The sequence below is a fragment of the Mesorhizobium sp. 1M-11 genome (assembly GCF_001303895.1).
Taxonomy (GTDB): domain Bacteria; phylum Pseudomonadota; class Alphaproteobacteria; order Rhizobiales; family Rhizobiaceae; genus Mesorhizobium.
The window spans coordinates 1-23,082 of sequence record NZ_LJSD01000002.1; the positions used below are offsets into that span (position 1 = coordinate 1).

26 protein-coding genes are annotated in these 23,082 nt (G+C 61.6%); 7 read left to right on the top strand and 19 right to left on the bottom strand.

What is annotated here, in order from left to right; translation table 11 throughout:
- Positions 1-62 precede the first annotated feature (62 nt).
- Positions 63-992: a flagellin gene (locus AO692_RS02465; protein WP_054308467.1), complete on the bottom strand. Its 930-nt coding sequence runs from the start codon at positions 990-992 to the stop codon at positions 63-65.
- A 260-nt stretch (positions 993-1,252) separates the two neighbouring features.
- Between AO692_RS02465 and AO692_RS02470 the strand changes: the two genes are divergently transcribed.
- Positions 1,253-2,932, top strand: coding sequence for a tetratricopeptide repeat protein (locus AO692_RS02470; protein ID WP_152979686.1), 1,680 nt, complete (start codon positions 1,253-1,255; stop codon positions 2,930-2,932).
- A gap of 370 nt (positions 2,933-3,302) precedes the next feature.
- Here the strand turns inward: AO692_RS02470 and fliP are convergent, their stop codons facing one another.
- The 14 genes from fliP to AO692_RS02540 form a co-directional block, all read right to left on the bottom strand.
- Positions 3,303-4,034 (bottom strand): flagellar type III secretion system pore protein FliP, encoded by a 732-nt coding sequence (gene fliP / locus AO692_RS02475; protein ID WP_054308469.1) that lies wholly within the window; start codon positions 4,032-4,034, stop codon positions 3,303-3,305.
- Positions 4,031-4,519 (bottom strand): flagellar basal body-associated FliL family protein, encoded by a 489-nt coding sequence (locus AO692_RS02480; RefSeq protein WP_054308470.1) that lies wholly within the window; start codon positions 4,517-4,519, stop codon positions 4,031-4,033. The genes fliP and AO692_RS02480 overlap by 4 nt, the downstream gene beginning before the upstream one ends.
- Positions 4,520-4,535: 16 nt before the next feature.
- Positions 4,536-5,240 carry a flagellar basal body L-ring protein FlgH gene (gene flgH / locus AO692_RS02485; RefSeq protein ID WP_054308471.1) on the bottom strand — a complete coding sequence of 235 codons (705 nt, stop codon included), beginning with the start codon at positions 5,238-5,240 and terminating at the stop codon, positions 4,536-4,538.
- Positions 5,237-5,884: a MotE family protein gene (locus AO692_RS02490; protein WP_054308472.1), complete on the bottom strand. Its 648-nt coding sequence runs from the start codon at positions 5,882-5,884 to the stop codon at positions 5,237-5,239. Before AO692_RS02490 ends, flgH begins: the two co-directional genes overlap by 4 nt.
- Positions 5,885-5,892: 8 nt before the next feature.
- Positions 5,893-7,143 carry a flagellar basal body P-ring protein FlgI gene (locus AO692_RS02495; protein WP_054308473.1) on the bottom strand — a complete coding sequence of 417 codons (1,251 nt, stop codon included), beginning with the start codon at positions 7,141-7,143 and terminating at the stop codon, positions 5,893-5,895.
- Entirely contained in the window at positions 7,140-7,613 is a 474-nt protein-coding gene (gene flgA, locus AO692_RS02500; RefSeq protein WP_054308533.1) for a flagellar basal body P-ring formation chaperone FlgA, read from the bottom strand. Before flgA ends, AO692_RS02495 begins: the two co-directional genes overlap by 4 nt.
- Positions 7,614-7,618: 5 nt before the next feature.
- Positions 7,619-8,407, bottom strand: coding sequence for a flagellar basal-body rod protein FlgG (gene flgG, locus AO692_RS02505; RefSeq protein WP_054308474.1), 789 nt, complete (start codon positions 8,405-8,407; stop codon positions 7,619-7,621).
- 10 nt (positions 8,408-8,417) lie between these two features.
- A complete protein-coding gene (locus AO692_RS02510) occupies positions 8,418-8,747 on the bottom strand; it encodes a flagellar hook-basal body complex protein FliE (RefSeq protein ID WP_054308475.1) in 330 nt (109 codons plus the stop codon).
- The gene (gene flgC, locus AO692_RS02515) at positions 8,741-9,160 is read right to left on the bottom strand and encodes a flagellar basal body rod protein FlgC (RefSeq protein WP_054308476.1); all 420 of its coding nucleotides are present in this window, start codon (positions 9,158-9,160) and stop codon (positions 8,741-8,743) included. Before flgC ends, AO692_RS02510 begins: the two co-directional genes overlap by 7 nt.
- Before the next feature lie 4 nt (positions 9,161-9,164).
- Positions 9,165-9,542: a flagellar basal body rod protein FlgB gene (gene flgB, locus AO692_RS02520; protein WP_054308477.1), complete on the bottom strand. Its 378-nt coding sequence runs from the start codon at positions 9,540-9,542 to the stop codon at positions 9,165-9,167.
- 81 nt (positions 9,543-9,623) lie between these two features.
- Positions 9,624-10,481 (bottom strand): hypothetical protein, encoded by an 858-nt coding sequence (locus tag AO692_RS02525; RefSeq protein ID WP_054308478.1) that lies wholly within the window; start codon positions 10,479-10,481, stop codon positions 9,624-9,626.
- Positions 10,462-11,862, bottom strand: coding sequence for a flagellar protein export ATPase FliI (gene fliI, locus AO692_RS02530; RefSeq protein ID WP_054308479.1), 1,401 nt, complete (start codon positions 11,860-11,862; stop codon positions 10,462-10,464). Before fliI ends, AO692_RS02525 begins: the two co-directional genes overlap by 20 nt.
- A 6-nt stretch (positions 11,863-11,868) precedes the next feature.
- Positions 11,869-12,591 carry a flagellar basal-body rod protein FlgF gene (gene flgF / locus AO692_RS02535; protein ID WP_054308480.1) on the bottom strand — a complete coding sequence of 241 codons (723 nt, stop codon included), beginning with the start codon at positions 12,589-12,591 and terminating at the stop codon, positions 11,869-11,871.
- A 5-nt stretch (positions 12,592-12,596) separates the two neighbouring features.
- A complete protein-coding gene (locus tag AO692_RS02540) occupies positions 12,597-14,414 on the bottom strand; it encodes a DUF1217 domain-containing protein (RefSeq protein WP_054308481.1) in 1,818 nt (605 codons plus the stop codon).
- A gap of 163 nt (positions 14,415-14,577) precedes the next feature.
- On the opposite strand from AO692_RS02540, the gene motA reads away from it, so the two are divergent.
- From motA to AO692_RS02570, 6 genes are read left to right on the top strand one after another with little or no spacing between them, the layout of a single operon-like run.
- A complete protein-coding gene (gene motA, locus AO692_RS02545) occupies positions 14,578-15,453 on the top strand; it encodes a flagellar motor stator protein MotA (RefSeq protein ID WP_054308482.1) in 876 nt (291 codons plus the stop codon).
- Positions 15,454-15,487: 34 nt separating this feature from the next.
- The gene (locus tag AO692_RS02550) at positions 15,488-16,423 is read left to right on the top strand and encodes a FliM/FliN family flagellar motor switch protein (protein ID WP_054308483.1); all 936 of its coding nucleotides are present in this window, start codon (positions 15,488-15,490) and stop codon (positions 16,421-16,423) included.
- Between the two features lie 26 nt (positions 16,424-16,449).
- Positions 16,450-16,836: a flagellar motor switch protein FliN gene (gene fliN, locus AO692_RS02555; RefSeq protein ID WP_054308484.1), complete on the top strand. Its 387-nt coding sequence runs from the start codon at positions 16,450-16,452 to the stop codon at positions 16,834-16,836.
- Between the two features lie 41 nt (positions 16,837-16,877).
- Complete coding sequence (locus AO692_RS02560; RefSeq protein WP_054308485.1) at positions 16,878-17,894, top strand: flagellar motor switch protein FliG; 1,017 nt, start codon at positions 16,878-16,880, stop codon at positions 17,892-17,894.
- Positions 17,895-17,919: 25 nt separating this feature from the next.
- Entirely contained in the window at positions 17,920-19,002 is a 1,083-nt protein-coding gene (flhB, locus tag AO692_RS02565) for a flagellar biosynthesis protein FlhB (RefSeq protein ID WP_054308486.1), read from the top strand.
- Complete coding sequence (locus tag AO692_RS02570; RefSeq protein ID WP_054308487.1) at positions 18,999-19,430, top strand: hypothetical protein; 432 nt, start codon at positions 18,999-19,001, stop codon at positions 19,428-19,430. Before flhB ends, AO692_RS02570 begins: the two co-directional genes overlap by 4 nt.
- Positions 19,431-19,437: 7 nt before the next feature.
- Here the strand turns inward: AO692_RS02570 and AO692_RS02575 are convergent, their stop codons facing one another.
- From AO692_RS02575 to AO692_RS02590, 4 genes are all read right to left on the bottom strand, one after another.
- Complete coding sequence (locus tag AO692_RS02575) at positions 19,438-20,205, bottom strand: helix-turn-helix transcriptional regulator (protein WP_054308488.1); 768 nt, start codon at positions 20,203-20,205, stop codon at positions 19,438-19,440.
- Positions 20,202-20,912, bottom strand: coding sequence for a helix-turn-helix domain-containing protein (locus AO692_RS02580; protein ID WP_054308489.1), 711 nt, complete (start codon positions 20,910-20,912; stop codon positions 20,202-20,204). The genes AO692_RS02575 and AO692_RS02580 overlap by 4 nt, the downstream gene beginning before the upstream one ends.
- Positions 20,913-21,285: 373 nt before the next feature.
- Positions 21,286-22,317: a histone deacetylase family protein gene (locus tag AO692_RS02585; RefSeq protein WP_054308490.1), complete on the bottom strand. Its 1,032-nt coding sequence runs from the start codon at positions 22,315-22,317 to the stop codon at positions 21,286-21,288.
- A 21-nt stretch (positions 22,318-22,338) separates the two neighbouring features.
- On the bottom strand, positions 22,339-22,995 hold the full coding sequence (locus tag AO692_RS02590; RefSeq protein WP_054308491.1) for a TetR/AcrR family transcriptional regulator: 657 nt from the start codon (positions 22,993-22,995) through the stop codon (positions 22,339-22,341).
- Positions 22,996-23,082: the final 87 nt, after the last annotated feature.

The window sequence follows — 23,082 nt, forward strand, 5'->3', positions numbered from 1 at the left end:
AAATCGGGCCGCGCTTTTGGCGCGGCCCGAAAGATGAAGTTGTTGCCTGAGAAGGTTCGGGATCAGCCGCGGAAGAGCGACAGGATCTGCTGCGACGAGCCGTTGGCGATCGACAGAGCCTGGATACCGAGCTGCTGCTGGACCTGGAGGGCCTGCAGGCGAGTCGATTCCTTGTTCATGTCGGCGTCAACGAGCTGGCCGACGCCGCGATCGATCGAGTCCGAAAGCTTCGAAACGAAGTCCTTCTGCATGTCGATGCGCGCCTTCGCAGCACCGAGTTCTGCAGCGCCGGTGGCCATGCCCTTCAAGGCAGCTTCGATGCCGGTGAGCAGGGCGTCGAAATCGCCGGCAGTGCTTGCACCGCCCGTGCCGGAAACCTTCAGATCCAAAGTCGACGCGCCGCCCGTCGAGAACGCCTTGTCCAGGATGCCAGTTCCCACAGCGCCGGTGGCGGCGTTCGAATCGATCAGTCGGATGTTCGTGAAATCGACGTCGATCGTGCCGGTCGTAACCTTGCCAGCCGAATCGCGGTTGTAGGAGGTCATGACCGTCAGCTTGGTGTCAGTCGTCGAGGTCGAGTCGGTCTTCAGCAGGTTCGAACCAGCATAGTTGGCACCGGCGATGTTGTCCTTGAGTTGGGACTGCAGGTTGCCGATTTCCGTCTGGATGCGCTCGCGGTCGGCCGCGCTGGAGGTCTTGGCCAGCAGCACCTTCTGCTTGATCTGGTCGACGACGTCGATCGCCTTGTTCATGGCGGTGTAGGCGGTGTCAACCTTGCCGGCGCCCAGGCCGAGCGCGTCCTGCACGACCGAGTTAGCCTTGTTGTCGGAACGCATGGTGGTGGCGATCGACCAGTAGGCGGCGTTGTCGGCGGCCTCGGCGACGCGCATGCCGGTGGCGATGCGGCCCTGGGTGACGGTCAGGTTCTTGTTGGTTGCATTGAGGCTCTGAAGAGCGGTCAAGGCGGCGGCGTTGGTCAGAATGCTGGACATAAGTCCTGTTCCTTTTACTAAACTCAACTAAGGAACATGCCGTAACGATCGGCCAGAGCGGAGCGGCATCATGCCTGTGGCCGTTGCAGCCACCCGCCCTCGATGCCGCTTTTATGGCGGAGACGTCCTACCAAACCGCTAACGGCCAATGCAATTCGCCAGAGGTCGCCGGAAGGCTGCCGGCGGGCACGCCTGGCGAGCCGGACGAGGGGGAGGGGAAAGTTTCGCGCAATCTACATCTGCAAGGATAACAGCGCGAGGTGCCTGAAGTGGCGCATGGAAACGCGGGTGGGGAAGTTCGAATGACGTCAGCAAAAAATATTCGCACCACCGATGTCGCGGATGACCTTCGATCGCAGATCGGAAGTGGTGTCCGCGGCGCGACCACTCTCATTCGCGCTGCCAACGGTGTTGGAATTGGTCCCGCTTTTCCAGCGATCAATATCTCCGCAGGAGGGTCGGACCGGGACCGGAAGAACGCAAAAAAAGCCGCCAAGCTGGTCAGGCAGGCTCAGAAGGCTCTTGATGGGCGCAGCGCCAGGGGAGCGGAAAAGCTCTTTGATGAAGCGATCGCGCTGCTGGACAACCCGCCTTCCCAACTGTGGTGCTATCGGCTCGTCGCGGCATCCAAGGCGGCCAACTACGAATATGTCGTCAACAACTATCAGCGCATCCGGGCGCTGGTTGCGAGTGAGGCGGAGATCGCTGTCGTCGACCGCTCGTGGATCGATTGTCTTATTTCCGCAGGTTTCCTTCATGAGGCGTTGCGCGAACTCGAGACCCTTTCTGTCCGTAGTGCGAGCAGTTGGGAAACAATGGCGACCACTCTCGGGGTGATCCACGCCCGGCTGGGGAATCTCGGCAAGGCGATCGCCATCCAGAAGGAGATTCTCGCGAAGGAGCCTTCGGATGTCCTCGCGCGCTGGAATCTCTCGATCCATCAACTGGAAGCAGGTGAGCTGCCGGAAGCGTTCGACAATTACGAGGCCCGATGGAATTGGGCGGATTTCCCGTCCGAGCGCCGAACCTTCGACATACCGCGCTGGAGCGGCGAGAGCCTTGACGGGAAGCGGATTCTTGTCTGGCGCGAACAGGGGGTGGGCGATGAAATTCGTTTCGCCGGTGTGTTGCCGGACCTTATCGCCACCGGTGCCAGCATAACTTTTGAAAGCGCCGCGAAACTCGCGCCGCTGTTTGTCAAATCCTTCCCGGATGTCGAGGTTCGCCCTGAGCAGCCCCGCGAGAAGCGCAGGCGTGACGACTACCAAGGTTTCGACTTCGAGGTCCCGATCGGCTCGCTGGCGCGGCATTTTCGACCAAGCGTGGCTGAGATGCAGGCCAAATGCAGTCCCTGGCTGAAGCGCGATGCCGAAATCGAAGCACAGGTGCGCTCGGACATCGGCGCAGCACCGCATCAGCCCGTCATTGGCTTGTGCTGGCGATCTTCCAATCAGAATCTGCATAGGAACCAGCACTATGTGAAAGGGGAATATCTTTCTCCGCTGAAGATGCTCGGTGCGGCCAAGTTCATCTGCCTGCAATATGACGAGTGCAGCGAGGAAGTTGGCCTGATGCGTGAACTCGGCCTGCCTCTCTACGATTTTCCCGCCATCGACCAGATGAATGATCTCGTGTCGGCGGCCTATCTCGCCGGAGCTTGTGACATGGTGATCTCAGCCGGCACCGCCACCGCGGAGCTCTCCGCGGGTCTCGGCATCCCCACCGTTCTGTTCGGGCTCAAGCACTCTCAAACCCAGCTCGGAACCGATGGTGTGCCATGGCATCCGGCGACCCGCTTTCTGTCGTTGAATCCCGACGAGCCGATCGGTGTGGCGAGATCAATTCTTTTCGAATGGCGTGAAATCTCGGCCTGGGCCGAGCAAGCGTGTGTCTCCGGACGGCAGGTCGATTGGCGGCTGTCGTTCCCTGGAGCAGCCTGATAGCGCTCCCACAGATCTGACTGGAATAACAAGGTGGCGTGGGCTCGAAAGCGAGCCCGCGCGCCCGCCTGTGTGGGCCTGATCTCATTTGCCGAAAATCGATTTCGATCGCGGGCGCGACTTAGGGCGCCTCAGAATTTGCTGGAAACGCTTCGGCATCCGCCCTCTCTTCGGATCAAAGAAAAGTCGGACACGGGGCGAGACCGCAGGCATGTGATGTATCGGCCGGGCGGCCGTTGCAGAACTTGGATTAGTTGACCCGGTCTGAACGGTTCATGGCTGGCGAAGGCCTGTCCCGTCAGCTGACTTGCCCGATGCATCGCATGGAGACGGCGGCGCAGAGCCGTTTGGGGGTCAATCCAGTGTTGCCCTATGTGAAGGAGCGCACCAGGCTTCCGACCAGCAGGTTCCAGCCGTCGATCAGCACGAAGAACATGATCTTGAACGGCAGCGACACAACGGTGGGGGGGAGCATCATCATGCCCATCGCCATGGTGATGGTGGCCACGATCAGGTCGATGACCAGGAAAGGCAGAACGATCAGGAAGCCGATCTCGAAGCCGCGGCGGATCTCGGAGATCATGAAGGCCGGTACAAGGATGCGCAGGTCGACCGTGCCTCTCTCCACCGTCTGGCCGCGCTCGCGGGCGAGATCGGCGAAAAGGTCGAAATCCTTGTCACGCACATTGTTCAGCATGAAGGTACGAAACGGATCGGAAATGCGCTCCAGCGCCACCTGCTGGCTGATCTGGTTGTCCATCAGCGGCTTCACACCATTGGCCCAGGCGCGGTCGAAGGTCGGCGCCATGACATAGAAGGTCATGAACAGCGACAGCGAGATCAGGATCAGATTGGCTGGGGTCGACTGCAGGCCGATACCGGCGCGCAGGATCGAAAAGGCGATGATGAAGCGGGTGAAGCTCGTCACCATGATAAGCAGGCCCGGCGCCACCGACAGCACCGTGAGCAGCCCGAACATCTGGATGATGGTGGCGACCGTGGTGCCGCTCGCCTGGCCGATACCGCCAAGGTCGATCTGCTGCGCGCTCGCGGCCGTTGCGGTTGCTGCGAAAACGGTCAGGAAGAGAAGAAGTTTTTTCATTCGAACAACAGCGTCCTGACCAGTACTTCCTTGACCTTGCCGCCGCTGCGGATGGCGGCGCGTTCCTGCAGGTCGGCACGCAGATGCTGGTAGCCGCTGGCGCCTTCCACCTGATGCATCTTCACGGTGCGCAGGAAGGCGAGCAGGTCCTGGTGCACATCCTCGGCCATGCCGGGTGGCGGTGGTCCGTCGAAAACGAGCGAAAGCTGCAGACGAGCCCAAACCTCGGCAGGTGCCGCCAGATTGGTGGTCATCGGCGCCAGGTCGACCAGCGTCGGTCCGGCTTCGCCTTCCTTCCCCGCCTCGTGGGCCGGTTTTTTCTCATGACTTTCCTTGGCAGGAGGCGCCGGTTTCTCGGAGTTCTTTAGATAGGTGCCGGCCAGCCAGCCGACGCCCAGCGCCGCGCCGGTCATGGCGAACAGCATCGCCATCTGGACGATGAGCGAGGGGCCTTTCGGCGGCGCTATCTGCTCGGTGTTGGCCACGCTCTTCTATCCGGTTTTAGAACGGCAGTACCTGGTCGAGAACCTGCTGGCCGTATCCCGGTTGCTGGACCTCGGAGACGCGGCCGCGACCGCCATAGGAAATACGCGCCTCGGCGATGCGGTCGTAGGCGATGGTGTTTTCCGGCCCGATGTCGGCCGGACGCACGATGCCGGCGATGGTCAGCACGCGCATCTCATAGTTGACGCGCACTTCCTGCGAGCCGGTGATCATCAGATTTCCGTTCGGCAGCACGTTGGTGACGACAGCGGCGACGTTGAGCTCGATCGTCTCGGAGCGCTCGATGGCGCCGTCGGCGTTGGTCTTGGTCTTCGATTCCAGGCTGCCGTCCAGCTTGCCACCCGTGCTGGCGCTATCCCATTCGGCATCGGCCTTCAGCCCCAGCGAGCGGCTGGCGGTGCGGCTGCGATCATTCTGGTTCTTGAATTTGGCCTTGTCGTTGATCTTGATCATCACCGTCAGGATGTCGCCGGCGCGCAAGGCGCGCGGATCGGTGAACAGGCGGCTCTGGCGGTCATCCCACAGCGAAAAGCGGCGCCGTTGCGTGGCTGGTGGTTCAGGATACTGGTAGACCGGTTCTGCCTGGCTGCGGATACCCGAACCAACCGGCGACATTCGCGGTTCCTTGTTGACCTCACGAAGGTCCGAGGCGCAGCCGGCAAGGCTGGCGGTCGCGATGAGGATCAATGCCTTGCGGATCATGTCGGGTCTACCCTGCGGGCGGCGCTGCCCATGATGCCGGTGAGCGCGGCAGCCGCCTTGGTGTTCATTTCGTTCAATATGACGCTTGCCTTGCGCGCATCGAGCTTCATCAGGATGGCGGCGGCGAGCTCGACATTGGTGCTGGCCAAGCGTTCGGCGGCAGCATCGGGCTTCATACCGGAGTAGATCTTGACGAGGCTGTCCTCGGCGCGTGCGAGGAAGACCTCCCGCCGCTTCAGCCATTCCTCGTATTCGGCACGCTTTTCCTCGAGCGCGCTGATGCGTTTGTCGACCTCGGTCTGCAATTGCTTGAGTTCGGCCGCCTGAAGCGAATAGCGGCGGTCGCGCGCGGCATCGGCAATATTGGAGCAGAAACGCTGGACTTCGCTTTCGCCGCTCGGCGGGGCGACTGTTCCCGTGGTGAGCGCAACATCGTTTTCCTGCACCGGCAATTGCGGGGTCGGTTCGGCCAGTTCTGCCCGAGGCGCTTCGCGGGTCAGCGTTTGTGCGGCAACCGCCCCCTGGCCGCCGGGCAGCACCTGTCGCACCGCCTCTTCGGCGTGTGCCGGTCCGAGCGCGGCCAAAAGGGCGACGAGCGCGCCTGCCTTGATGGTGTATGAGAGGGTGTGGCGTGCGTTGTTCATCGAACAGCCTATTGGAGCACGAGATCGGCCTGCAGCGCGCCGGCCGACTTGATGCCTTGCAGAATGGCGATGATGCCGTCTGGCTTGACACCCAGACGGTTGAGACCGGAAACGAGAGTTTGCAGATCCGGGCCATCGAGAACGGCAACGCGAGCGTTTGGCTGGCTGATGTCGATCGCGGTGTTGGGCTCCACCGCCGTCACGCCACGCGAGAACGGTTCCGGTTGCACGATGGTCGGTGCCTCGGTGATGCGCACGGTCAGCGTGCCGTGGCTGATCGCCACGCGCGAGATCTTGACCTTGTTGCCGATCACGATCGTACCGGTGCGCTCGTCAATGACGACACGGGCAGGGGTGTCGGTTTCGATAACGAGATTTTCGATTTCCGCATAGAAACGCGCCGCCGCAATGCCCTTCGGTTTTTTGATGGAGACGGTGCGGCTGTCGCGCTCCGCCGCGACACGCACGCCGAAACGCTGGCGGGTATAGTCGTTGACGGCGTCTGCGATACGCACCGCGGTCGAGAAGTCCGCATTGTAGAGCTGCAGGGTCAGCATAGACTGGTCGCCGAATTCGGCCTGCACCGCACGTTCGACGATAGCGCCGTTCGGCACGCGACCCGCAGTCGGCACGCCCTGCGTCACCTGCTGTGCCTGGCCTTGCGCGGTGAAACCGGAGACGACGACCGAGCCCTGGCCGACCGCGTAGATTTCGCCGTCGGCGGCCTTGAGGGGCGTCATGATCAGCGTGCCGCCCTGCAGCGACGTGGCATCGCCCATCGATGAGACATTGACGTCGATGCGGGCGCCGGACTGGACGAAGGGTGGCATGTTGGCGGTGACGATGACCGCCGCGACGTTCTTGGCTCGTGCGTTGGTACCCTGCGAGGCGATGCCGAGGTTTTCCAGCATGGCGCGGATGGACTGTTCGGTGAACGGCGAGTTGCGCAGCGAGTCACCAGTGCCTTGCAGACCAATGACGAGACCGTAGCCGACAAGCTGGTTGTCGCGCGCGCTTTGCAGGCGGGCAACATCCTTGATGCGTGAAGCGACCTGGCCCGGCGGCAGCGAACTCGGTCCCGGCGAAACCTGGAACATGCGGCTGGCTGTGTCGCCGTCGTAACTTGGATCGTCGAACTGCCCGCCCTCGCGCGCGGCCTTGGCGGCAAGCTCGCGCTTGGCCTTGGCGCTCAAGCCGTCGGCCAGAACGGGCTGCGCGCTGAGGAGCGCGGCGAGGACGATGGAAAGCGTACGCTTCATGTAGCGGAAACCTGGATGGAGCCGTCGGCCATCACCGTTCCGGAAAGCACCTTGCCGCTGTCGACATTGCGGACCTTGATCAGGTCGCCGGCGGAGCCGGGCTGCAAGGTCACCGCGGAGGCAGAGATGGTGAGCACGCCCGCCGTGAAGAAGACCTGGACGGTGGCACCCTGTTCGACCAACCATGCATCGCGCACCGAGTTGGCCGGGATGTAGCGGCCGGGCAGCAAGGTACGCTTGGCGACCTTCCCGTCGAGTTCGGTGGCGATGGTAATAACGCCATCGGGCTTGCGCTTGCCGGGAGCGAGCGTGACTTCCTTCAATGCGGCAAGACTGATCGCCTCGCCGGGATAGATGACGCGGTTGGGGATCAGCACGACCTCGCTGGCGAACGCCGGCAGCGCACCCATGGCCAGAGCCAGGACGAGTGCCAGACGACGGGACTTGGAGCCGAGTGCGTGCCGGATCATTGTCGTCACCGGATGTTCTTGGAGACGACCGCGGCCATTTCGTCGGCTGCCTGGATAACCTTGGAGTTCATCTCATAGGCCCGCTGAGCGGAAATCAGGTCGGTGATTTCCTTGACCGGATCGACGTTGGAGTTTTCGACATAGTTCTGGCGGATGGTGGCGAAGCCCGGATCTCCTGGCACGCCGACATTGGCCGGGCCCGATGCTTCCGTCTCCTGGAAGAGATTGTCGCCGAGCGGAGCGAGACCCGCTTCGTTGGCGAAGGTGGCTACGGTCAGCTGGCCGAGGTTCTGCAATTCCAGCTGGCCGTCGACGCGGGCGAAAACCTGGCCAGACTTGTTGACGATGAGTTCCTTGGTATCCAGCGGCACGGTGATGGCCGGAACGATCGGTGCACCGTCGACAGTCACCATCTGGCCTGTCGCGTTCGTGTTGAACGTGCCGGCGCGCGTGTAGAACGTCTGGCCGTCAGCGCCTTCGATCTGGAACCAGCCCTTGCCGTCGAGGGCAAGATCATAGGCATTGCCGGTGTTGGTGAAGCTGCCCTGGATGTGGACATTGCGCACCGCGCTGGTCTTCACGCCGAGACCGATCGATACGCCTTCCGGCACGACCGAGGTGTTGCCGCGATCGGGAACGCCCTGGGTACGGTCGACCTGGTAGAGCAGATCGGAGAACTCGGCGCGCGCGCGCTTGTATCCGGTCGTGTTGATGTTGGCGATGTTGTTGGCAATGACTTCCAGATTGGTCTGCTGGGCGTTCATGCCTGTGGCTGCGATGGCAAGAGCTTTCACGGGTGCGTCCTCAGATGCTCATGCGGCTGACTTCGAGATAGGCCGTGACGATCTTGTCGCGGATGGCGATGGTCGTCTGGAGCGCCTGCTGCGCGCCCATCACGGCGTCGACGACCTGCCGGGTGTCGACGTCGCCTTTCAAGGCCTGGAGGGAAACCTGTTCGGCATTTTGAAGCGTGTTGACCGTCTTCGTCGCGGCCTGGTTCAGGGCTTCGGCGAATGTGGACGCGACCTGCGCGCCGGTGGGCTGGGTGCCCGTTGTGCCGAAAAGATCGGTCGAGGTTTCCGAGCCGCCGGTGGCGGGTTTCAGTTGGACTGCGCCGATACCGCCAATCATGATTGGTTCCTCATAAGGTCTATGGTCATCGAGATAAGGTCGCGGGCCTGTTTCACGACCTGCAGGTTCGCTTCGTAGGAGCGGTTCGCCTCGGTCATGTCGGCCATTTCAATCAGCACGTTGACGTTGGGCATCTTGACGTAGCCCTTTTCGTCGGCGGCCTGGTTGCCGGGCTGGAACTCGACCGGGAAATCGGAGGGATCCTGGGCGATCGAATTGACCTCGACCGTCGAACCGCCGGAGGCACGGTCGAGTTCCGAGACGAAGGAGATCGTCTTGCGTCGATAGGGGTCGGCGCCTGGTGTGGTGCCGGTGGATTGCGCATTGGCGAGGTTTTCGGAAACGACGCGCATCCGTTCGGACTGGGCGCCGAGGCCGGAAGCTGCAACCTTGAGTGCGGCGGTGAGAGCGTCCATCAGGTCAGCCCTTTATCGTCGTCATCATCATCGTGTGGAATGCCTTCACGATGGCCGTGTTCAGCTCGAACGACCGGCGGATTTCACCGGCTTTCATGAGTTCGTTCTCCATCACCACCGTGTTCTTGGATGGCATGGCGGGGCCCGTGGGCTCCTGCGGCTTTACGGTGAAGCCGGCCTCGGTGGCGCCGCCGAGATGGCCGCTCTGCGTCGCGCTCAGGCGAACGGCGGTGCGATCCAGAACCTTTTCGAAAGGCTCGACGTCGGTCGCGGTGTAGCCGGGCGTGTTCGCATTTGCGATGTTGCCGGCGACGGATGACTGGCGCACCGACAGCCATTGGGACTGTCTGGTCGCGAGATCGAAAAGGTTGACGGGCCCCATGGGAATCTCCGGATCGTTAACCGGAAATTAGGACACCAGTCTTGCGCGGGCCTTGCGCGTGACGGCAAGGCCGAACGGTCGCTAATTGGAGATTTCGAGTACGCGGTCGGTGTTGGTGACCAGAACCCATTTGCCCGCGCGCTGTTCGATCGATTTCACGCGCGAGGAATCCGGCAGCGTCGAACCGGCCTGCACGACCCACAGCCCCGCATTGTCCTCGATCATGGCCCGGCCATTTGCGATATGGACCAGACGGAAGGCTACGGCTTCGATGGGATAGGGTTGTTCTTCGACGCCCGGCGCCTGCTCTGGCGCCAAGGGCCGGCTCTGCAGCGTGGCGGTGAAGGACATGTCGAGGTTTGGTTCCAGCGCCTCGGCCTGACCCGCCATCGGGTTGGTCCCGCTGCCGTCGGGCGTCACCACCAGGCGTCCGGCATTCTGGCCACGGCCACCGAACTTGATGCCCTGCACGCCGAACTGTTCCGGATTGAAAAAGATGTACCAGGGGAAGAGTGCGCAAACGAGGCCGAGCATGACGCCCGAGGCCGCCATGACGAAGTCGCTGCGCCTGGTATCCTTCTTCATCCTCTGGAACGGCTCGCTTGCATGCAGGGGCCGATTGCCAAGAGAATCGGTCCCGGCGGTTCTAGCGGGTCGCCGGCTTAGATTTGGTAAATGGGCCTTGGGTTCAGGCGTGATATCCGGCGGCGCGAACAGCTCGGCCAGCGCATCGACGCTGCCGATTCCCTGTTCAGCGCTGTCTGCCTTGTTTGATTTGTCCGCTGATATCCGCTTGCGTCCCAGCCTTCGAAGCGGGTTCGACAGCCTGGACAGCAGCCGGTTCTTTGGCCGCGCGCGCTGTTCGGCAGCTGTCGCTTCGGCCAGCATCTCATGCAGCAGCGCTTCGGTCTGCTGCAAATCAGTCTGTCGGATCGGCATTGTGCCTGCCTCTCAGATGATGGGCGAGATCCGAGAAGGGATCAGGCGAGGCGCCGTCCTTCGGCGATTGCGTCAGGGCTTCGTAGATCAGCGGCACCTGACGCACGGCCATGTCGAGCTCGGGGTCCGCGCCCCCTTGATAAGCGCCGAGCAGGCGGATGTCGCGGGTGTCTTCGAAACGGGAGATCATCGACTTCAGCCTGGTCACCAACGTCTGCTGGTCCGGCGTCCAGGCTTTCGAGGCGAGACGCGAAATCGAAGCAAGCGGATTGACCGGCGGATAACGACCCTGTTCGGCGATCGAGCGATCGAGCACGACGTGACCGTCAAGAATGCCGCGCACGGAATCGGCGACGGGGTCGTTGTGGTCGTCGCCATCGACCAGCACGGAGATGATGGCGGTGATCGAACCGGTGCCTTCAAGGCCGGGGCCGGCGCGTTCAAGCAGTTTCGGCAGGTCGGTGAAGACCGAGGCTGGATAGCCACGCGCCACCGGCGGTTCACCGGTCCCCGTCGCGACCTCGCGCAAGGCATGTGCAAAACGCGTGATCGAGTCCAGAACCAGCAGAACGCGATCGCCTTGATCCCGGAAATATTCGGCGACCCGCATGGCGGTGTCGGGCGCTCGTCGCCGCATCATGGCGCTCTCGTCGCTCGTTGCGACCACAGCCACGGTCTTGGCCATCGCGGTCGCACCGATCGTGTCCTCGAGGAACTCACGTACCTCGCGGCCACGTTCGCCCACCAGTGCCACGACCACCGTGTCGAAGGCATCCGCGCCGGCCAGCATGGCGAGCAACGTCGACTTGCCGACGCCTGAGCCAGCGAAGACGCCCATGCGCTGGCCGAAGCAGAGCGGGGTGAAGATGTCGATGACCCGCACACCCGTCATGAACGATGTCCCGACGCGTTGCCGCGCCATGGCGCCGGGAGTGGCGTCATGCGGAAGTTCGCTTCCGGTCTTGCGCAGCAGAGGCGCTCCACCATCGATGGCGCGCGCCAGCGCGTCGATGGTGCGGCCGCGCCAGGACGCATGTGGGGTCACTGCAAGCGGCCCGCGCCGGAAGACAGTATCGCCTATACCCGCATCCGGGCTGCGTTCGAAGGGAGCGACAACGATGTCGTCGCGGCCGATATGGACGATTTCGCCACGCCGATTGCCGCTGCGACTGCGGTGTTCGACGATGTCGCCGAGCCTTGCGATATCCGACAGACCGCGCACCTTGTAATGGGTGGCCGACACTTCCGCGACGAGACCACCCCGCTTCAGCATCGCTTCGTCACCGTCGAAGCGGCGCCAGACATGTTCCAGCACAGCGAGCCGGTTTTCAGGCCTGGCATCGCGTTCAGTGGTGCGGATCAGGGACCGGTCGGCGGCCATCGTGTGTTACTTCGAACCCAGCGTCTTGATCGCCTCGTCGGTCGAACTGCCGGCTTGCCGGACCATCGCAGCGACATTCTCGAAGGCACGCTGTACTTGGATCAGCCGCATCATTTCCATGACTGGATTGACGTTGGACTCCTCCAGGAAGCCCTGTGCCACGCCGACATCCGTACGATCCGTGATCGGTTCAGGCGCGCGCGGCGGCACAATCCCGGAATTGCCGTAGCGGGTGAAGTTGACTCCCGGATCGAAGGTGAACAAGCCGATAGCGCCGACCTGGCGGTCACCTTGATGCAAGGCACCGTCCGCACCGACCTTGGGCGGTCCGCCACGCGGATCGAGCTGGATCGGGGCACCGCCGGCGTCGAGCACGGGATGGCCTTCGATCGAAAGCAATTCGCCGTTCTCGTTCATGGAGAAGCGGCCGTCGCGCGTCATGATGGTGCCCGACGGCGTCTGGATGCCGAACCAGGCATTGCCCTTGACCGCGAAGTCGAACGGATTGCCGGTTTCCTGCATGCCGCCATTGGCACCGGAAAGAAAGGTGTCGCCAGTGGAAGCAAAGGCGACAGACCGCTGTCCGGTGCCGGAGACGATATCCTCGAATTTTACTCCCGTGGCCCGAAAGCCGATGGTCGAGGCATTGGCGACATTGTCGGCAATTGTGTTGAGGCGCTTTTCAAGCGCGATCTGGGAGGACAAGGCGACGTAGAGACTGTCTTGCATGGTGGTCAGAACTTCAGCCGCTGCATGGCAAAGAGGAGATCGGTGGAAACGCCGACGGTGGTCGGCTGGGCAAACAGGATGGTAGCCGCAGACATCTGGGGCGACGACGGATTGTTGAGTTCGTACATGGTGGTGTAGCGGGTGATGAATTTGCCGAGCTTCACTGGGTCGGCGAAATCCTTGATGTTGAATTTGCTTTCGAACAGCTTCACCTGCTTGTCGATGTCGGCCTTTGCGAAGGCCTCGGGCAGACCAAGCGCCGTGCGTACCACCTGGGAAAGCGCCTTGTCGGCCAGGACCTCGTACCAATTGGTGAGCGTCGGCGCCTTGCGCTGGAAGTAGAGAGCCAATCGAACGCCCTCATTGGTCTTGCCGGCGTCCTGTTCGAGTGTCTGGCGCACATATTTGTCGGTCGCCGGTTGTTGTGCCTGCGAACGGGTCATCGCCTTCTCGCCGTACTGCGCAAAGTTGAAGGCAGTGACGAATGCTACATAGTTCTTGCTGCCCGACTTGTTGGCCAGACTGTTCGGATCGGTGATACCGCCTTCCAGCAGCTGCCGGATGCGCGCCGGCGTTTCCCTGGTGGGGTCAAGACCATAAGCCGTCAGTGCGTAGTTCAGCAGGCGCTTGTCGGCCATCAGGTCGTCAATGGAGCCCAGCTTGACGACATTGGCGTTGTAGTAGGCGGTCTCGGCGGCGACGTAATCGGAACCGGGCTTGATCAGGCCAAACTGGCTCTTGGCGGTGTAGAGGTTCAGCGTGTCCTTCTGCACGGCGTCGCGCGTGGCTGTGTCCCAACCAAATTGGGCGAAATCGAAGGCGGTGACGAAGGCGATATAGGCTTTGTTGCCCGATTTGTTGGCTGGGCTGTTCGGATCCGTGATGCCGCCGTCCAACATCTTGCGAATGGTCTTTGGATCCTCGGCATCCATATCCAGCCCGTAGGCAGCCATGGCGACTCGGAGAAGGCGCTTGTCGTTGACGAGATCGTAGCTCGACGTCACCTTGCCGATGTTGGCTTTGTAATACTCGCTCTCAGCCTTGGTGTATTCCGCGCGCGGAATGATCGTGGTGAGCCCAACGGCCGTAATGAACTGCTTGGGTACGATACTTTGAACTGCATCCTTCGATGTGGTGTCGGCGCCATATTGGGCGAAATCGAAGGCGGCAACGAAGTTCGCATAGCGCTTGTCTCCCAGATCGCTCAGCTTGTTGGCCGGGCTGTTTGGATCGCTGACCCCGCCCTCCAGCATTTCGCGAATGCGCTCTGGTGTCTCTTTCTTGGCATCCAGTCCGAAAGCACCCATTGCAACGTAGAGCAGTCGGGAATCGGCCATCAGGTCGTCGATCGATTTCACGCTCGAGATGTTGCCGATGTAATAGCCGACTTCGTCTTGAACGAAGCTCAAGCCCTGCTGCGTGTAGGTGATGCCGACCTGCAGGTTGAAATTCGTCGGTACGTCGTGCTGCGCCGCGTTATAGGTGGTCGCCAACTCGCCATAGCGCGCGAAGTTGAAGGCCTTGACGAACTCGGCATAGCGCTTGTCCGTCAGCTTGTTGGCGAACGAGTCAGGCTTGTCGACGCCTTCGGTCAATGCCTTTTTCATGAAGGCCTTGGCATAGGCCATGTCCTCGAGGCCGAAAGCCTTCATGGCGTATTTGAAAAGGCGATCGTTCTTCATGAATTCATCGATCGACTTCACCTTGCCGATGTTGTCGAGATAATACTTCGTATCGCGTGAGACTGTGGCCTGCTTGCTGGTCCGGTCGAGCGAACGGGCAAGATCCCTGGTGATCAGTTGGTAGTCCAGATACGTATTCACGCACGCCTCCCGCTGAAGCAGTTCGCGCCAAAGTAAGGCAACTTCCTTGCGCGAGGCTGAATCGTGTCGGTCAAAAGCGATGCTGGTGCGGCTCCACGATTCAAGCCTCACACAAGGCACGGCGTCTATTGCGTGATGCAGTGGAATTGCGGAAGGACCGGCAGTGGGCATTTTGATCGGCTTGGTGGTGACGCTCGGTTGCGTCCTCGGCGGCTTCATGGCCATGGGCGGGCACGTCCAGGTGCTGATACAGCCATGGGAAGCCGTGATCATCTGCGGCGCGGCGCTGGGTTGCTTCCTCGTCGCCAACCCGATGAAGACGGTGAAGGACACCGGCAAGGGCATCATGGAAGCCTTCAAGCAGTCGGTGCCGAAGGAGCAGGATTATCTCGAAACGCTGGGTGTCCTGCATTCGCTGATGCGCGAATTGCGTTCCAAGTCGCGTTCCGAGGTCGAAGCCCATATCGACAATCCGGAGGAGTCGCCGATCTTTCAGGCATTTCCGACGGTGCTCAAGAACCACGACCTCACCCATTTCATCTGCGACTACTGCCGCATCATCATCATCGGCAATGCCCGTCCGTTCGAGATCGAGGCGCTGATGGATGAAGAGATCCAGACCATCAAATCCGACAAGCTGAAGCCCTATCATGCCATGGTTGCCGTCGGTGACGGCCTGCCGGCGCTCGGCATCGTGGCGGCAGTGCTGGGCGTGGTGAAGGCGATGGGTGCGCTCGACCAGTCGCCGGAGATCCTGGGTGGTCTCATCGGCGCCGCGCTTGTCGGCACCTTCCTTGGCATCTTCCTTTCCTATGCCGTGGTGGGTCCCATTGCCACCAAGATCAAGATGGTGCGCGAGAAGAAGAACCGGCTCTACATCATCGTGAAGCAGACGCTGCTCGCCTACATGAACGGTTCGCTGCCGCAGGTCGCGATCGAGTTTGGTCGCAAGACCATCTCGTCTTATGATCGTCCGTCAATCGACGCCGTCGAGCAGAGCACGCTGAGCACAGGTGCCGCGGACAAGAAGGCGGCGTGAGCATGGCGTGCAAGGGCAACTGTGTGATGGCGTCATGAGCGGCCTTGCCACCATGGACGACAGCCGCGCGCTGGTGATCGAGCGCCTGGTCGGCGACAGCGGAGAAGCGTCGCATGTGATCGGCGCTGGCCGGTCCATGGCCGAACGCATCGTTTCCCCGCTGCAGAAGCGCTTTTCCGGCGAGATCGGTGCGCAGGTTACGATCGACCTGCGCGCGGTCGAGGTATCCCGTACCACCCAGGCGCGTTCGCATGCGGGCGACTATTTCGCCATGGCGGTGGTGCCTTCGACGGTTTCGTCGGATGCTCTGACGATGGTGATGGATGCGCAGGCCGTGGCGGTCATGGTCTGCGCCCTTTTCGGCGGAGATCCGGAAGCTGCGATCTCGCCTATCGAGCGCGACCTGTCACCGCTGGAAGCCGATGTCGCCACACTGGTTTTCGAAGAAATCGCGCAGGCACTGAACGGATCGGGCAAGCGCTCGCTCGATCTGCGCTTTCCTGTTCCCCGCGCCATGTCCGGCCAGGAAGCCCGGCGGCGCGTATTGCGCGATGGCGCGGCTGTGCGCCTCATCTTCGGCCTGTCGACGCCGACGGAAAGCGGCACGATAACCGTGATGATCCCGCAGCGTGTGCTGTTGGTACAGCGCAACGGCGCGGCGGTCGGCGAGGATGAGACGTCTTCGCAAACCGACTGGCACGAACGCTTCTCCGAAGAGGTGATGCGCTCGGCCGTCACTCTCGAAGCGACGATGCCGCTGGCAAGGATGACGCTGGGCGACCTCGCGCGGCTTCATGTCGGGCAAGTGCTCGATATCGAGGAAAACGCGCAATCGCAGGCGCAACTTTCGGCGCGCAACAAGACGCTGTTTGTCTGCGAGTTCGGCAAGCTCGGTCAGAATTACACGGTCCGCATCAAGCAACCCTTTGATGCAGGCCAGGACTTCATCGACGGGTTGATGCCTGGCTGACGCCGGGAAATATTTGGAGACGACGCATGAGCAAGACCAACCCGGAAGCCGACCTCGAAGCCTCGGACGATCAGCTCAACCGCGCGATCGAAGAGTTGCGCGGTGTCCTGCAGGAAGAGGAGCAGCGGGCCGACGCTCCGGCGCGTGAGGCGACCGCGACCAATCCCGGCGTCATTCTCAACATCCCGGTCGACGTACAGATCGTGCTCGGCAGCGCCGAGATGCAGGTATCGGACCTGATGGCCTTGCAGAAGGGATCCACCGTGGCGCTCAACCGTCGCATCGGTGAACCCGTCGATGTCGTCGTCAACGGCCGGCGCATCGCGCGCGGCGAGATCACGGTTCTTGAGAACGACCCGTCGCGCTTCGGCATACGGCTGACCGAAATCGTGACCACCAAGAAGAACGGCTAACCGGACATGCGACCCGCCAGGCAAGCAGCGAGGACGAGGGGATGAGCACGCCGCTGACGCTGACCCGTGCGCAAAAGGCAGCCGCAATCCTGGTTGCGATGGGCAAGCCTTCGGCCAGCCGGCTCCTGAAATTCTTCAAACAGGAAGAACTCAAGGCGCTGATCGAGGCGGCACGCCTGCTGCGGACCATTCCGCAGGCCGATCTGGAACGCGTCGTCGCGGAATTCGAAGCGGAATTCACGGAAGGAGCGGGCCTTCTCGATTCCGCCGACAAGATGGACACCATCCTCAACGAGTCTTTGTCGCCGGAGGAAGTCGACGCCATCATGAGCGGCAAGAAGGCGGAACCGGAGCCGGCTGGCCCACCGTCGATATGGCCGCAACTGGAGAAGCTGGAACCACAGCGATTGGGCAGCTTCCTGGCCGGGGAACACCCACAGACTTCAGCGGCAGTCCTTTCCATGCTGTCGCCGCAGCCGGCGTCGGCCGTGCTGCTCACGCTGGACAAGCCGCTGCGCAGCGAGATCCTGCGGCGCATGGTGACGATGAGCGTGGTTCCGGAGGCCGCGACCAAGATCGTCGAAAGCCAGCTTCGTGCGCGCGTGTTGGCTGAAACCGCATCGAAGGATACGACGGCAGGACAGATCCGCGTTGCCAGCCTGCTCAATGAAATGGACAAGGCCCAGCTCGACGAGACGATGCTGGACCTCGAGGCCGTGGGCACGCCCGATCTCGACGGCGTGCGCGCCCGCATCTTCAATTTCGACGATCTGCCGCTGCTTGTTCAAAAAGCGCGCGTGCTCGTATTCGACGGCCTGTCCAGTGAGGTGGTGACACTCGCCCTGCGCGGTGCGCCGCCGGCGCTGACTGAAGCCGTGCTGTCCTCGATCGGCCAGCGTTCCCGTCGCATGATCGAGGCGGAACTCAGCCAGGGTTCGGAGGGCATTCCTCTGGCCGACATCATGGCGGCGCGCAAAACCGTCGCAGCAGCGACGGTTCGCCTTGCGCGCGAAGGGGCGTTCGAGTTGCCAGCGGCGCAAAGCGCCGATGCGGCCTGATCCGAAATAGCACGGCAGGCGCGGCATGGCGGAAGCCGACGACAAGGATTCCAAAACAGAGGAACCCACCGAGAAGAAGATCCGCGACACGATGGAGAAGGGCAAGCTGCCCCACTCCAAGGAGGCCGCGCTCCTTACCTCCTTCGTAGCCATCCTGGTCTTCACGATTTTCTATGCGCGCGAAGCGACCGTGAGTCTCAGCGTCTTCCTGGCTTCGTTCCTAGAGCGGCCGGAATCCTGGTCGATCGATACCGAGACGGATGTCATTCATCTCTATGGGATGGTCATGGCCGAAATCGGTCGGGCTGTGGTCGCCCTGCTGGTGCTTCTGGTGATCGCGGGCGTTGGCGCCTCGGTGTTCCAGAATGTACCGCAGTTCATTGGTGAGCGGATCAGACCGCAATGGTCGCGCATTTCGCTCGCCCAAGGCTGGAAGCGGCTCTTCGGCCTGCAGGGGTTCGTCGAGTTCCTGAAGTCACTTGCCAAGCTCGGCTTCGTCATCGCCGTGCTGATCTTCACCTTGTCGCAGGACCATCGCCGGCTGCTCAACGGCATGATCACCGGTCCTGTCGAATTCGGCCTGGTCATCCGCTCGATCGCCATCCAGATCCTTGTGGCGATCGTCTTCGTCATGACGGTCATCGCCGCCGCCGACTTCGTCTGGTCACGCTTTCATTGGCGACGCGATTTGAGAATGAGCAAGCAGGAAGTGAAGGACGAGCTGAAACAGTCGGAAGGCGACCCGATCGTCAAGTCGAGATTGCGCTCGCTGGCGCGTGACAGGGCAAGGCAGCGCATGATGACGGCGGTGCCCAATGCCACACTCGTCATCGCCAACCCGACCCATTTCTCGATCGCGCTGCGCTACGTCCGCGATCAGGATGCGGCACCGGTGGTGCTCGCCAAGGGTCAGGACCTGGTGGCGCTGCGCATCCGTGAAATCGCGCGCGAGCACAATATCCCGATTTTCGAAGACGTTGCGCTTGCTCGCTCCATGTACAAGCAAGTTTCGGTTGATAGCGTCATCCCATCACAATTTTACCAAGCAGTGGCAGAGCTGGTACGCATCGTCTACTCGAAAAAGGCAGAGCGCCGACGGACCTCATGAACCGACAGCCACACACACTTTCACGCGAAGTCATCGTAGCCCGTGCCATCGAACAGGTGGTGGCCGAACTCAGGCTTATCGATGTCGCCGACTACATCGCCTTCATCCGGCTCGAGCATTTCGCGTGCCTGTCGGATCTGGTGGATTCAGCATCCGAGCTGTTCTTCGTTCCGGGCACGCTGCGGCTCGGCAATGGCGGCGAGGCGCATGTCGACTGGAGCGGCTCGCCGCGCATCGTGCTCGACCTGGAGCTGAGGCCGCGCGGCGTGACGGTCTATTTCCAGCTCACGCTGACCGAAAACGAAGCCTCCGTGGTGTTGAACTACATCTCTTTCGAGAAACCGGACGAAGATCCGGAGCGAAACACCGAGTTGCTGGAGACGATGTTGGAGAGCTCCCGCATACGGCGTCCGGAACCGATCGGATAAAGCAGCTTCAGTCGATGAGGCCGAGGCGCAACGCCTTGGCGACCGCCTGCGCGCGGTTTACCGCATCGAGCTTTTGCGCCGACTGAGTGAGATATTGATTGGCGGTGTGAACTGACAGCTTCAGAAGCCGGGCGATCCCTTCGCTGGTGTAGCCATTGGCGGTCAATTTCAGGCACTCCAGTTCGCGCTTCGACATGGTTCGCGCCCGACCGGCATCACTTGGCTGGATGCGCGACACGGCATCGAACAGCGAGAAGCAGCGGGCGTGGATGTCGTAGATGACGTCGCCGAGCAGCGGTGTGATGTTCGTGCCGAAGAAAACAACCAGTCCACTCTGGCTACGCTCGGCATGAACGGGGAAGGCGATGCCGGTTGTATTGGAAACCAGGGCGGTCGTTCGCTCGATCCAGGGAAAGACGTTGCCGTTCTCGGCGCTATGGTCAGCTTCATCCGACCAGCATCGCGGGCCGGTGGAGCGGCGCGCATGCAGGATGATCTCCTCACTGGCGGCAGCGGAAATATTGCGGTTTGCTCCGGCCACACCCGGATAGTCGGAATCGAAACACGGCATCAGCCGTGGCCGGTCGGCCGACGGGGTGATGAAATAGAGACCGAATGCGCTGGCGTTGATGTCCATGGCGATCCAGCGGCAGCGGCGCACCGCGTCGGGTATCGTGACTGTATAGAGATCGGAGTTCGCCGTTGCGGCGCCGAAAGGATTGCGATGCGCAAAGAACGGATCGTCCGCAATCTCGTGTGCGCGAGCGTGGGTCAAATGATACCGCTCCTGATCGCTGTCGCAATTGCCATCGCCCGGTTGGAAGCGGAGAATTTCTGGATGGCGTGTGTGATGTAGCTGTTGACGGTGTTGGCGGAGACGCCAAGGATGACGGCCACCTCCTCGGTGGTCTTGCCTTCCGAGACCCAGAACAGGCATTCGCGCTCGCGGTCGGAAAGCGGGTCCTGGAGCGCGGCGGCGGCGAGAAGCTGCGGCACCTGCGAGAGCGCATAGCAGCATTTCAACTGGGCCCTGCTGAGGGCTGCCTGTTGGATGCTGCCGGCCTCAGCCGCGGAGAACAACACGAAAAGACGCTGACGGCCGACATCGAGACGCAGAGAATAAAGCTCTCCGTGCCCCAGCACGTCGAGCAGTCTGGCTTCCTCACCACTCAACAGCCCCGCCGACGTTTCTGCGTGGGAGGCTACCAATGCGCGAGGGCGATTGCCCGGCGAAGAGGTGAGGGGACCGTAGGCAAGAGCGGCGATCAGATGTTTGCCGATCAATTCGATCGCATCGTACAGCCAGTTCGAGGCGACGATGCGGGCATCGTTGCGTTCCTCGTCATGAATGATGGCCACCAGCATGTAGCTGTCGGCACCGATCTCGTCGGAGAGCTGGGTCAGAAACCCGGTCAGGTCCGCGCGAGAGGCCAGACGTGTTCCGATCGTGTCGGACGTTATAGGCGCTGCAAAGGCTGTCATAGTCTTCAGGCCAGAATCGATTCTTATGCCCGGTGCTGGTTCAGCAGCCCCGGACGCCGGTACGCGTCACATTCACCTAAAACGCACGCTTGGCGCAGAACGGCGCCTGTCGGCCGAATCCGGAAGGGAACGCGAAACCTATCGCGTCTTGCGCCGGAAAATTCCGGTACAACAGGACTTTAGAAGGTTCGCCGCGCCCCCGCGGAACGGCTGATTCGGGTTTAATTTAGCTGTTGATGAATCTGACTTCAAACAGGAATTGACAGATTGTGATTCAGCGGACTCACAAGCCCGACTCAGGCCTTGCATTTGCTGGATTTCGAGCCGTGAAAAAAATGCCTCGCGGACTGCCGTCCGCAAGGCGGACGGGGATCTAACGCCCCTCGAACCCGGTCAGGACGCCAACCGCATTCACGCCGATTTCGTCGACGGCATAGCCGCCTTCCATCACGAACAGTGTCGGCAGGTTCAACTTGGCGATGCGCGAGCCGATCTTGGGATAGTCGCTGCTCTTGAGCTTGAACTGGCTGATGGGATCCTTTTCGAAAGTGTCGACGCCAAGTGAAACGACGACGATGTCCGGGCCATAGGCCCTGAGTTTCGCGCAGGCGTCCTCCAGGGCGGCATTCCAGGTTTCCCAGGTCGTGCCGAAGGGCAGTGGGTAGTTGACGTTGAAGCCTTCTCCGGCACCCTCGCCACGTTCATCGGCGTGGCCGAGGAAGTAGGGGTATTCAACCATAGGGTCGCCATGCAGGTTCAGCACCTGCACGTCGGGCCGGGAATAGAAGATCTCCTGCGTGCCGTTGCCGTGGTGATAGTCGACGTCGAGGATTGCGACGCGTTTTGCGCCTTGGTCGAGGAACCATTGCGCGGCGACGGCGGCGTTGTTGATGTAGCAATAGCCGCCCATGAAGCTGGCGCCGGCATGGTGACCGGGCGGGCGGCACAGCGCGAAGGCAGCCGGCTCACCATTCTTGACCAGGTTGGCCCCGGTCAGAGCAACATCATAGGACGACTTGACCGCTTCCCATGTGCCTTTGACGAAAGGCGCGCCAGCGTCGAAGGAATAGTAGCCCAGTTTGGCATCGATGGTGCCGGGCACGACATCGCCCCGCAGGCCGCGCGTCGGCCAGGCGTAGGGGATAGCCGAGCCGGAACGGCCAAGCGCTTCCCATTCAGGATAGACGGTTGGCAGGAAGTCGATGTAGTCGGCGTTGTGAATGCGCTTGGCTGCGACAAGGTCATGGATCTCCGGCGCCAGGATCGGCCCCAGCTTTTCGCTCTCGACGCGTGCCTTGATGATCTCGGCGCGGGACGGTTTTTCGAAGCCGGGGACGATCGCACCCGACATCAGCTCCATCGTGCCGGCGTGGCCGGCATGGAGTGGCGAATAGACAGTCTTCATGAGGTTCCTTCCCTGGAGTGGTTATTGGTTGAGGTCGAGATAGGGGGTAACCAGGGCGATCCACATGATCTCGACATCGTCCTGGATGAGATCGAAGGTCCTGCGGTCCTTCTTGAGACCGACGAGGCGGCAGACGTGCCCGACCTCCATCATCACGACACCCAGCCGGCTCGCGACTTCGCCTTCAAGTGAGGGGTTCACGTGCCGCAGCCAGGCTGCATAAAGGGCGATGATCTGGTCATCGTACTCGTTCTGGATAGGCCTCAGATCCGGATTGCCGGTGATGGCCTCGATGACCGGCATGAGACTGGCATTTTCAAGATAGAGCCTGGATGTGTCGATGAAGAGTTCGCGCACTTCGCGCTGAAACGCATCGCGGGTCGTCGGGCGCGGAACTCTGGTGCGTTTCTCGATCACTTCGGGAAATGCTCCAAGCCAACGCCGGGCGAGGTCGAGAAGAATGGCTTCCTTGTTGGGATAGTATTGATAGATCGAGCCGACAGACAAGCCGGCGCGCTGCGCAATGGCAAGCGTTGTCGGTGTCTTCGTTCCCTGCTCTCTGGTCAGAATCAACGCGGCATCGAGAATTCGATCGACTACCTTGCTCGATCGTTCCTGCCGCGGTTGCTTGCGTGGTTCGAGCGCTATCTTGGTCTTGCGTTTGAGATCGCGCTTCACTGCTTGGATCCTTCGTTCCCCTTCAGCTCTCAGCATACGCGCAGGGTGCTGTCCACAAGGCATCGTCGATTCCACATATTGACAAAC

Excerpts from the sequence above, each read along its gene's own strand:
- AO692_RS02465 (WP_054308467.1), bottom strand. The coding sequence starts at position 992 with ATGTCCAGCATTCTGACCAACGCCGCCGCCTTGACCGCTCTTCAGAGC.
- fliP (WP_054308469.1), bottom strand. The coding sequence starts at position 4,034 with ATGAAAAAACTTCTTCTCTTCCTGACCGTTTTCGCAGCAACCGCAACG.
- flgH (WP_054308471.1), bottom strand. The coding sequence starts at position 5,240 with ATGATCCGCAAGGCATTGATCCTCATCGCGACCGCCAGCCTTGCCGGC.
- AO692_RS02490 (WP_054308472.1), bottom strand. The coding sequence starts at position 5,884 with ATGAACAACGCACGCCACACCCTCTCATACACCATCAAGGCAGGCGCG.
- AO692_RS02495 (WP_054308473.1), bottom strand. The coding sequence starts at position 7,143 with ATGAAGCGTACGCTTTCCATCGTCCTCGCCGCGCTCCTCAGCGCGCAG.
- flgA (WP_054308533.1), bottom strand. The coding sequence starts at position 7,613 with ATGATCCGGCACGCACTCGGCTCCAAGTCCCGTCGTCTGGCACTCGTC.
- flgC (WP_054308476.1), bottom strand. The coding sequence starts at position 9,160 with ATGGACGCTCTCACCGCCGCACTCAAGGTTGCAGCTTCCGGCCTCGGC.
- flgB (WP_054308477.1), bottom strand. The coding sequence starts at position 9,542 with ATGGGGCCCGTCAACCTTTTCGATCTCGCGACCAGACAGTCCCAATGG.
- AO692_RS02525 (WP_054308478.1), bottom strand. The coding sequence starts at position 10,481 with ATGCCGATCCGACAGACTGATTTGCAGCAGACCGAAGCGCTGCTGCAT.
- fliI (WP_054308479.1), bottom strand. The coding sequence starts at position 11,862 with ATGGCCGCCGACCGGTCCCTGATCCGCACCACTGAACGCGATGCCAGG.
- flgF (WP_054308480.1), bottom strand. The coding sequence starts at position 12,591 with ATGCAAGACAGTCTCTACGTCGCCTTGTCCTCCCAGATCGCGCTTGAA.
- AO692_RS02550 (WP_054308483.1), top strand. The coding sequence starts at position 15,488 with ATGAGCGGCCTTGCCACCATGGACGACAGCCGCGCGCTGGTGATCGAG.
- fliN (WP_054308484.1), top strand. The coding sequence starts at position 16,450 with ATGAGCAAGACCAACCCGGAAGCCGACCTCGAAGCCTCGGACGATCAG.
- AO692_RS02560 (WP_054308485.1), top strand. The coding sequence starts at position 16,878 with ATGAGCACGCCGCTGACGCTGACCCGTGCGCAAAAGGCAGCCGCAATC.
- flhB (WP_054308486.1), top strand. The coding sequence starts at position 17,920 with ATGGCGGAAGCCGACGACAAGGATTCCAAAACAGAGGAACCCACCGAG.
- AO692_RS02570 (WP_054308487.1), top strand. The coding sequence starts at position 18,999 with ATGAACCGACAGCCACACACACTTTCACGCGAAGTCATCGTAGCCCGT.
- AO692_RS02580 (WP_054308489.1), bottom strand. The coding sequence starts at position 20,912 with ATGACAGCCTTTGCAGCGCCTATAACGTCCGACACGATCGGAACACGT.
- AO692_RS02585 (WP_054308490.1), bottom strand. The coding sequence starts at position 22,317 with ATGAAGACTGTCTATTCGCCACTCCATGCCGGCCACGCCGGCACGATG.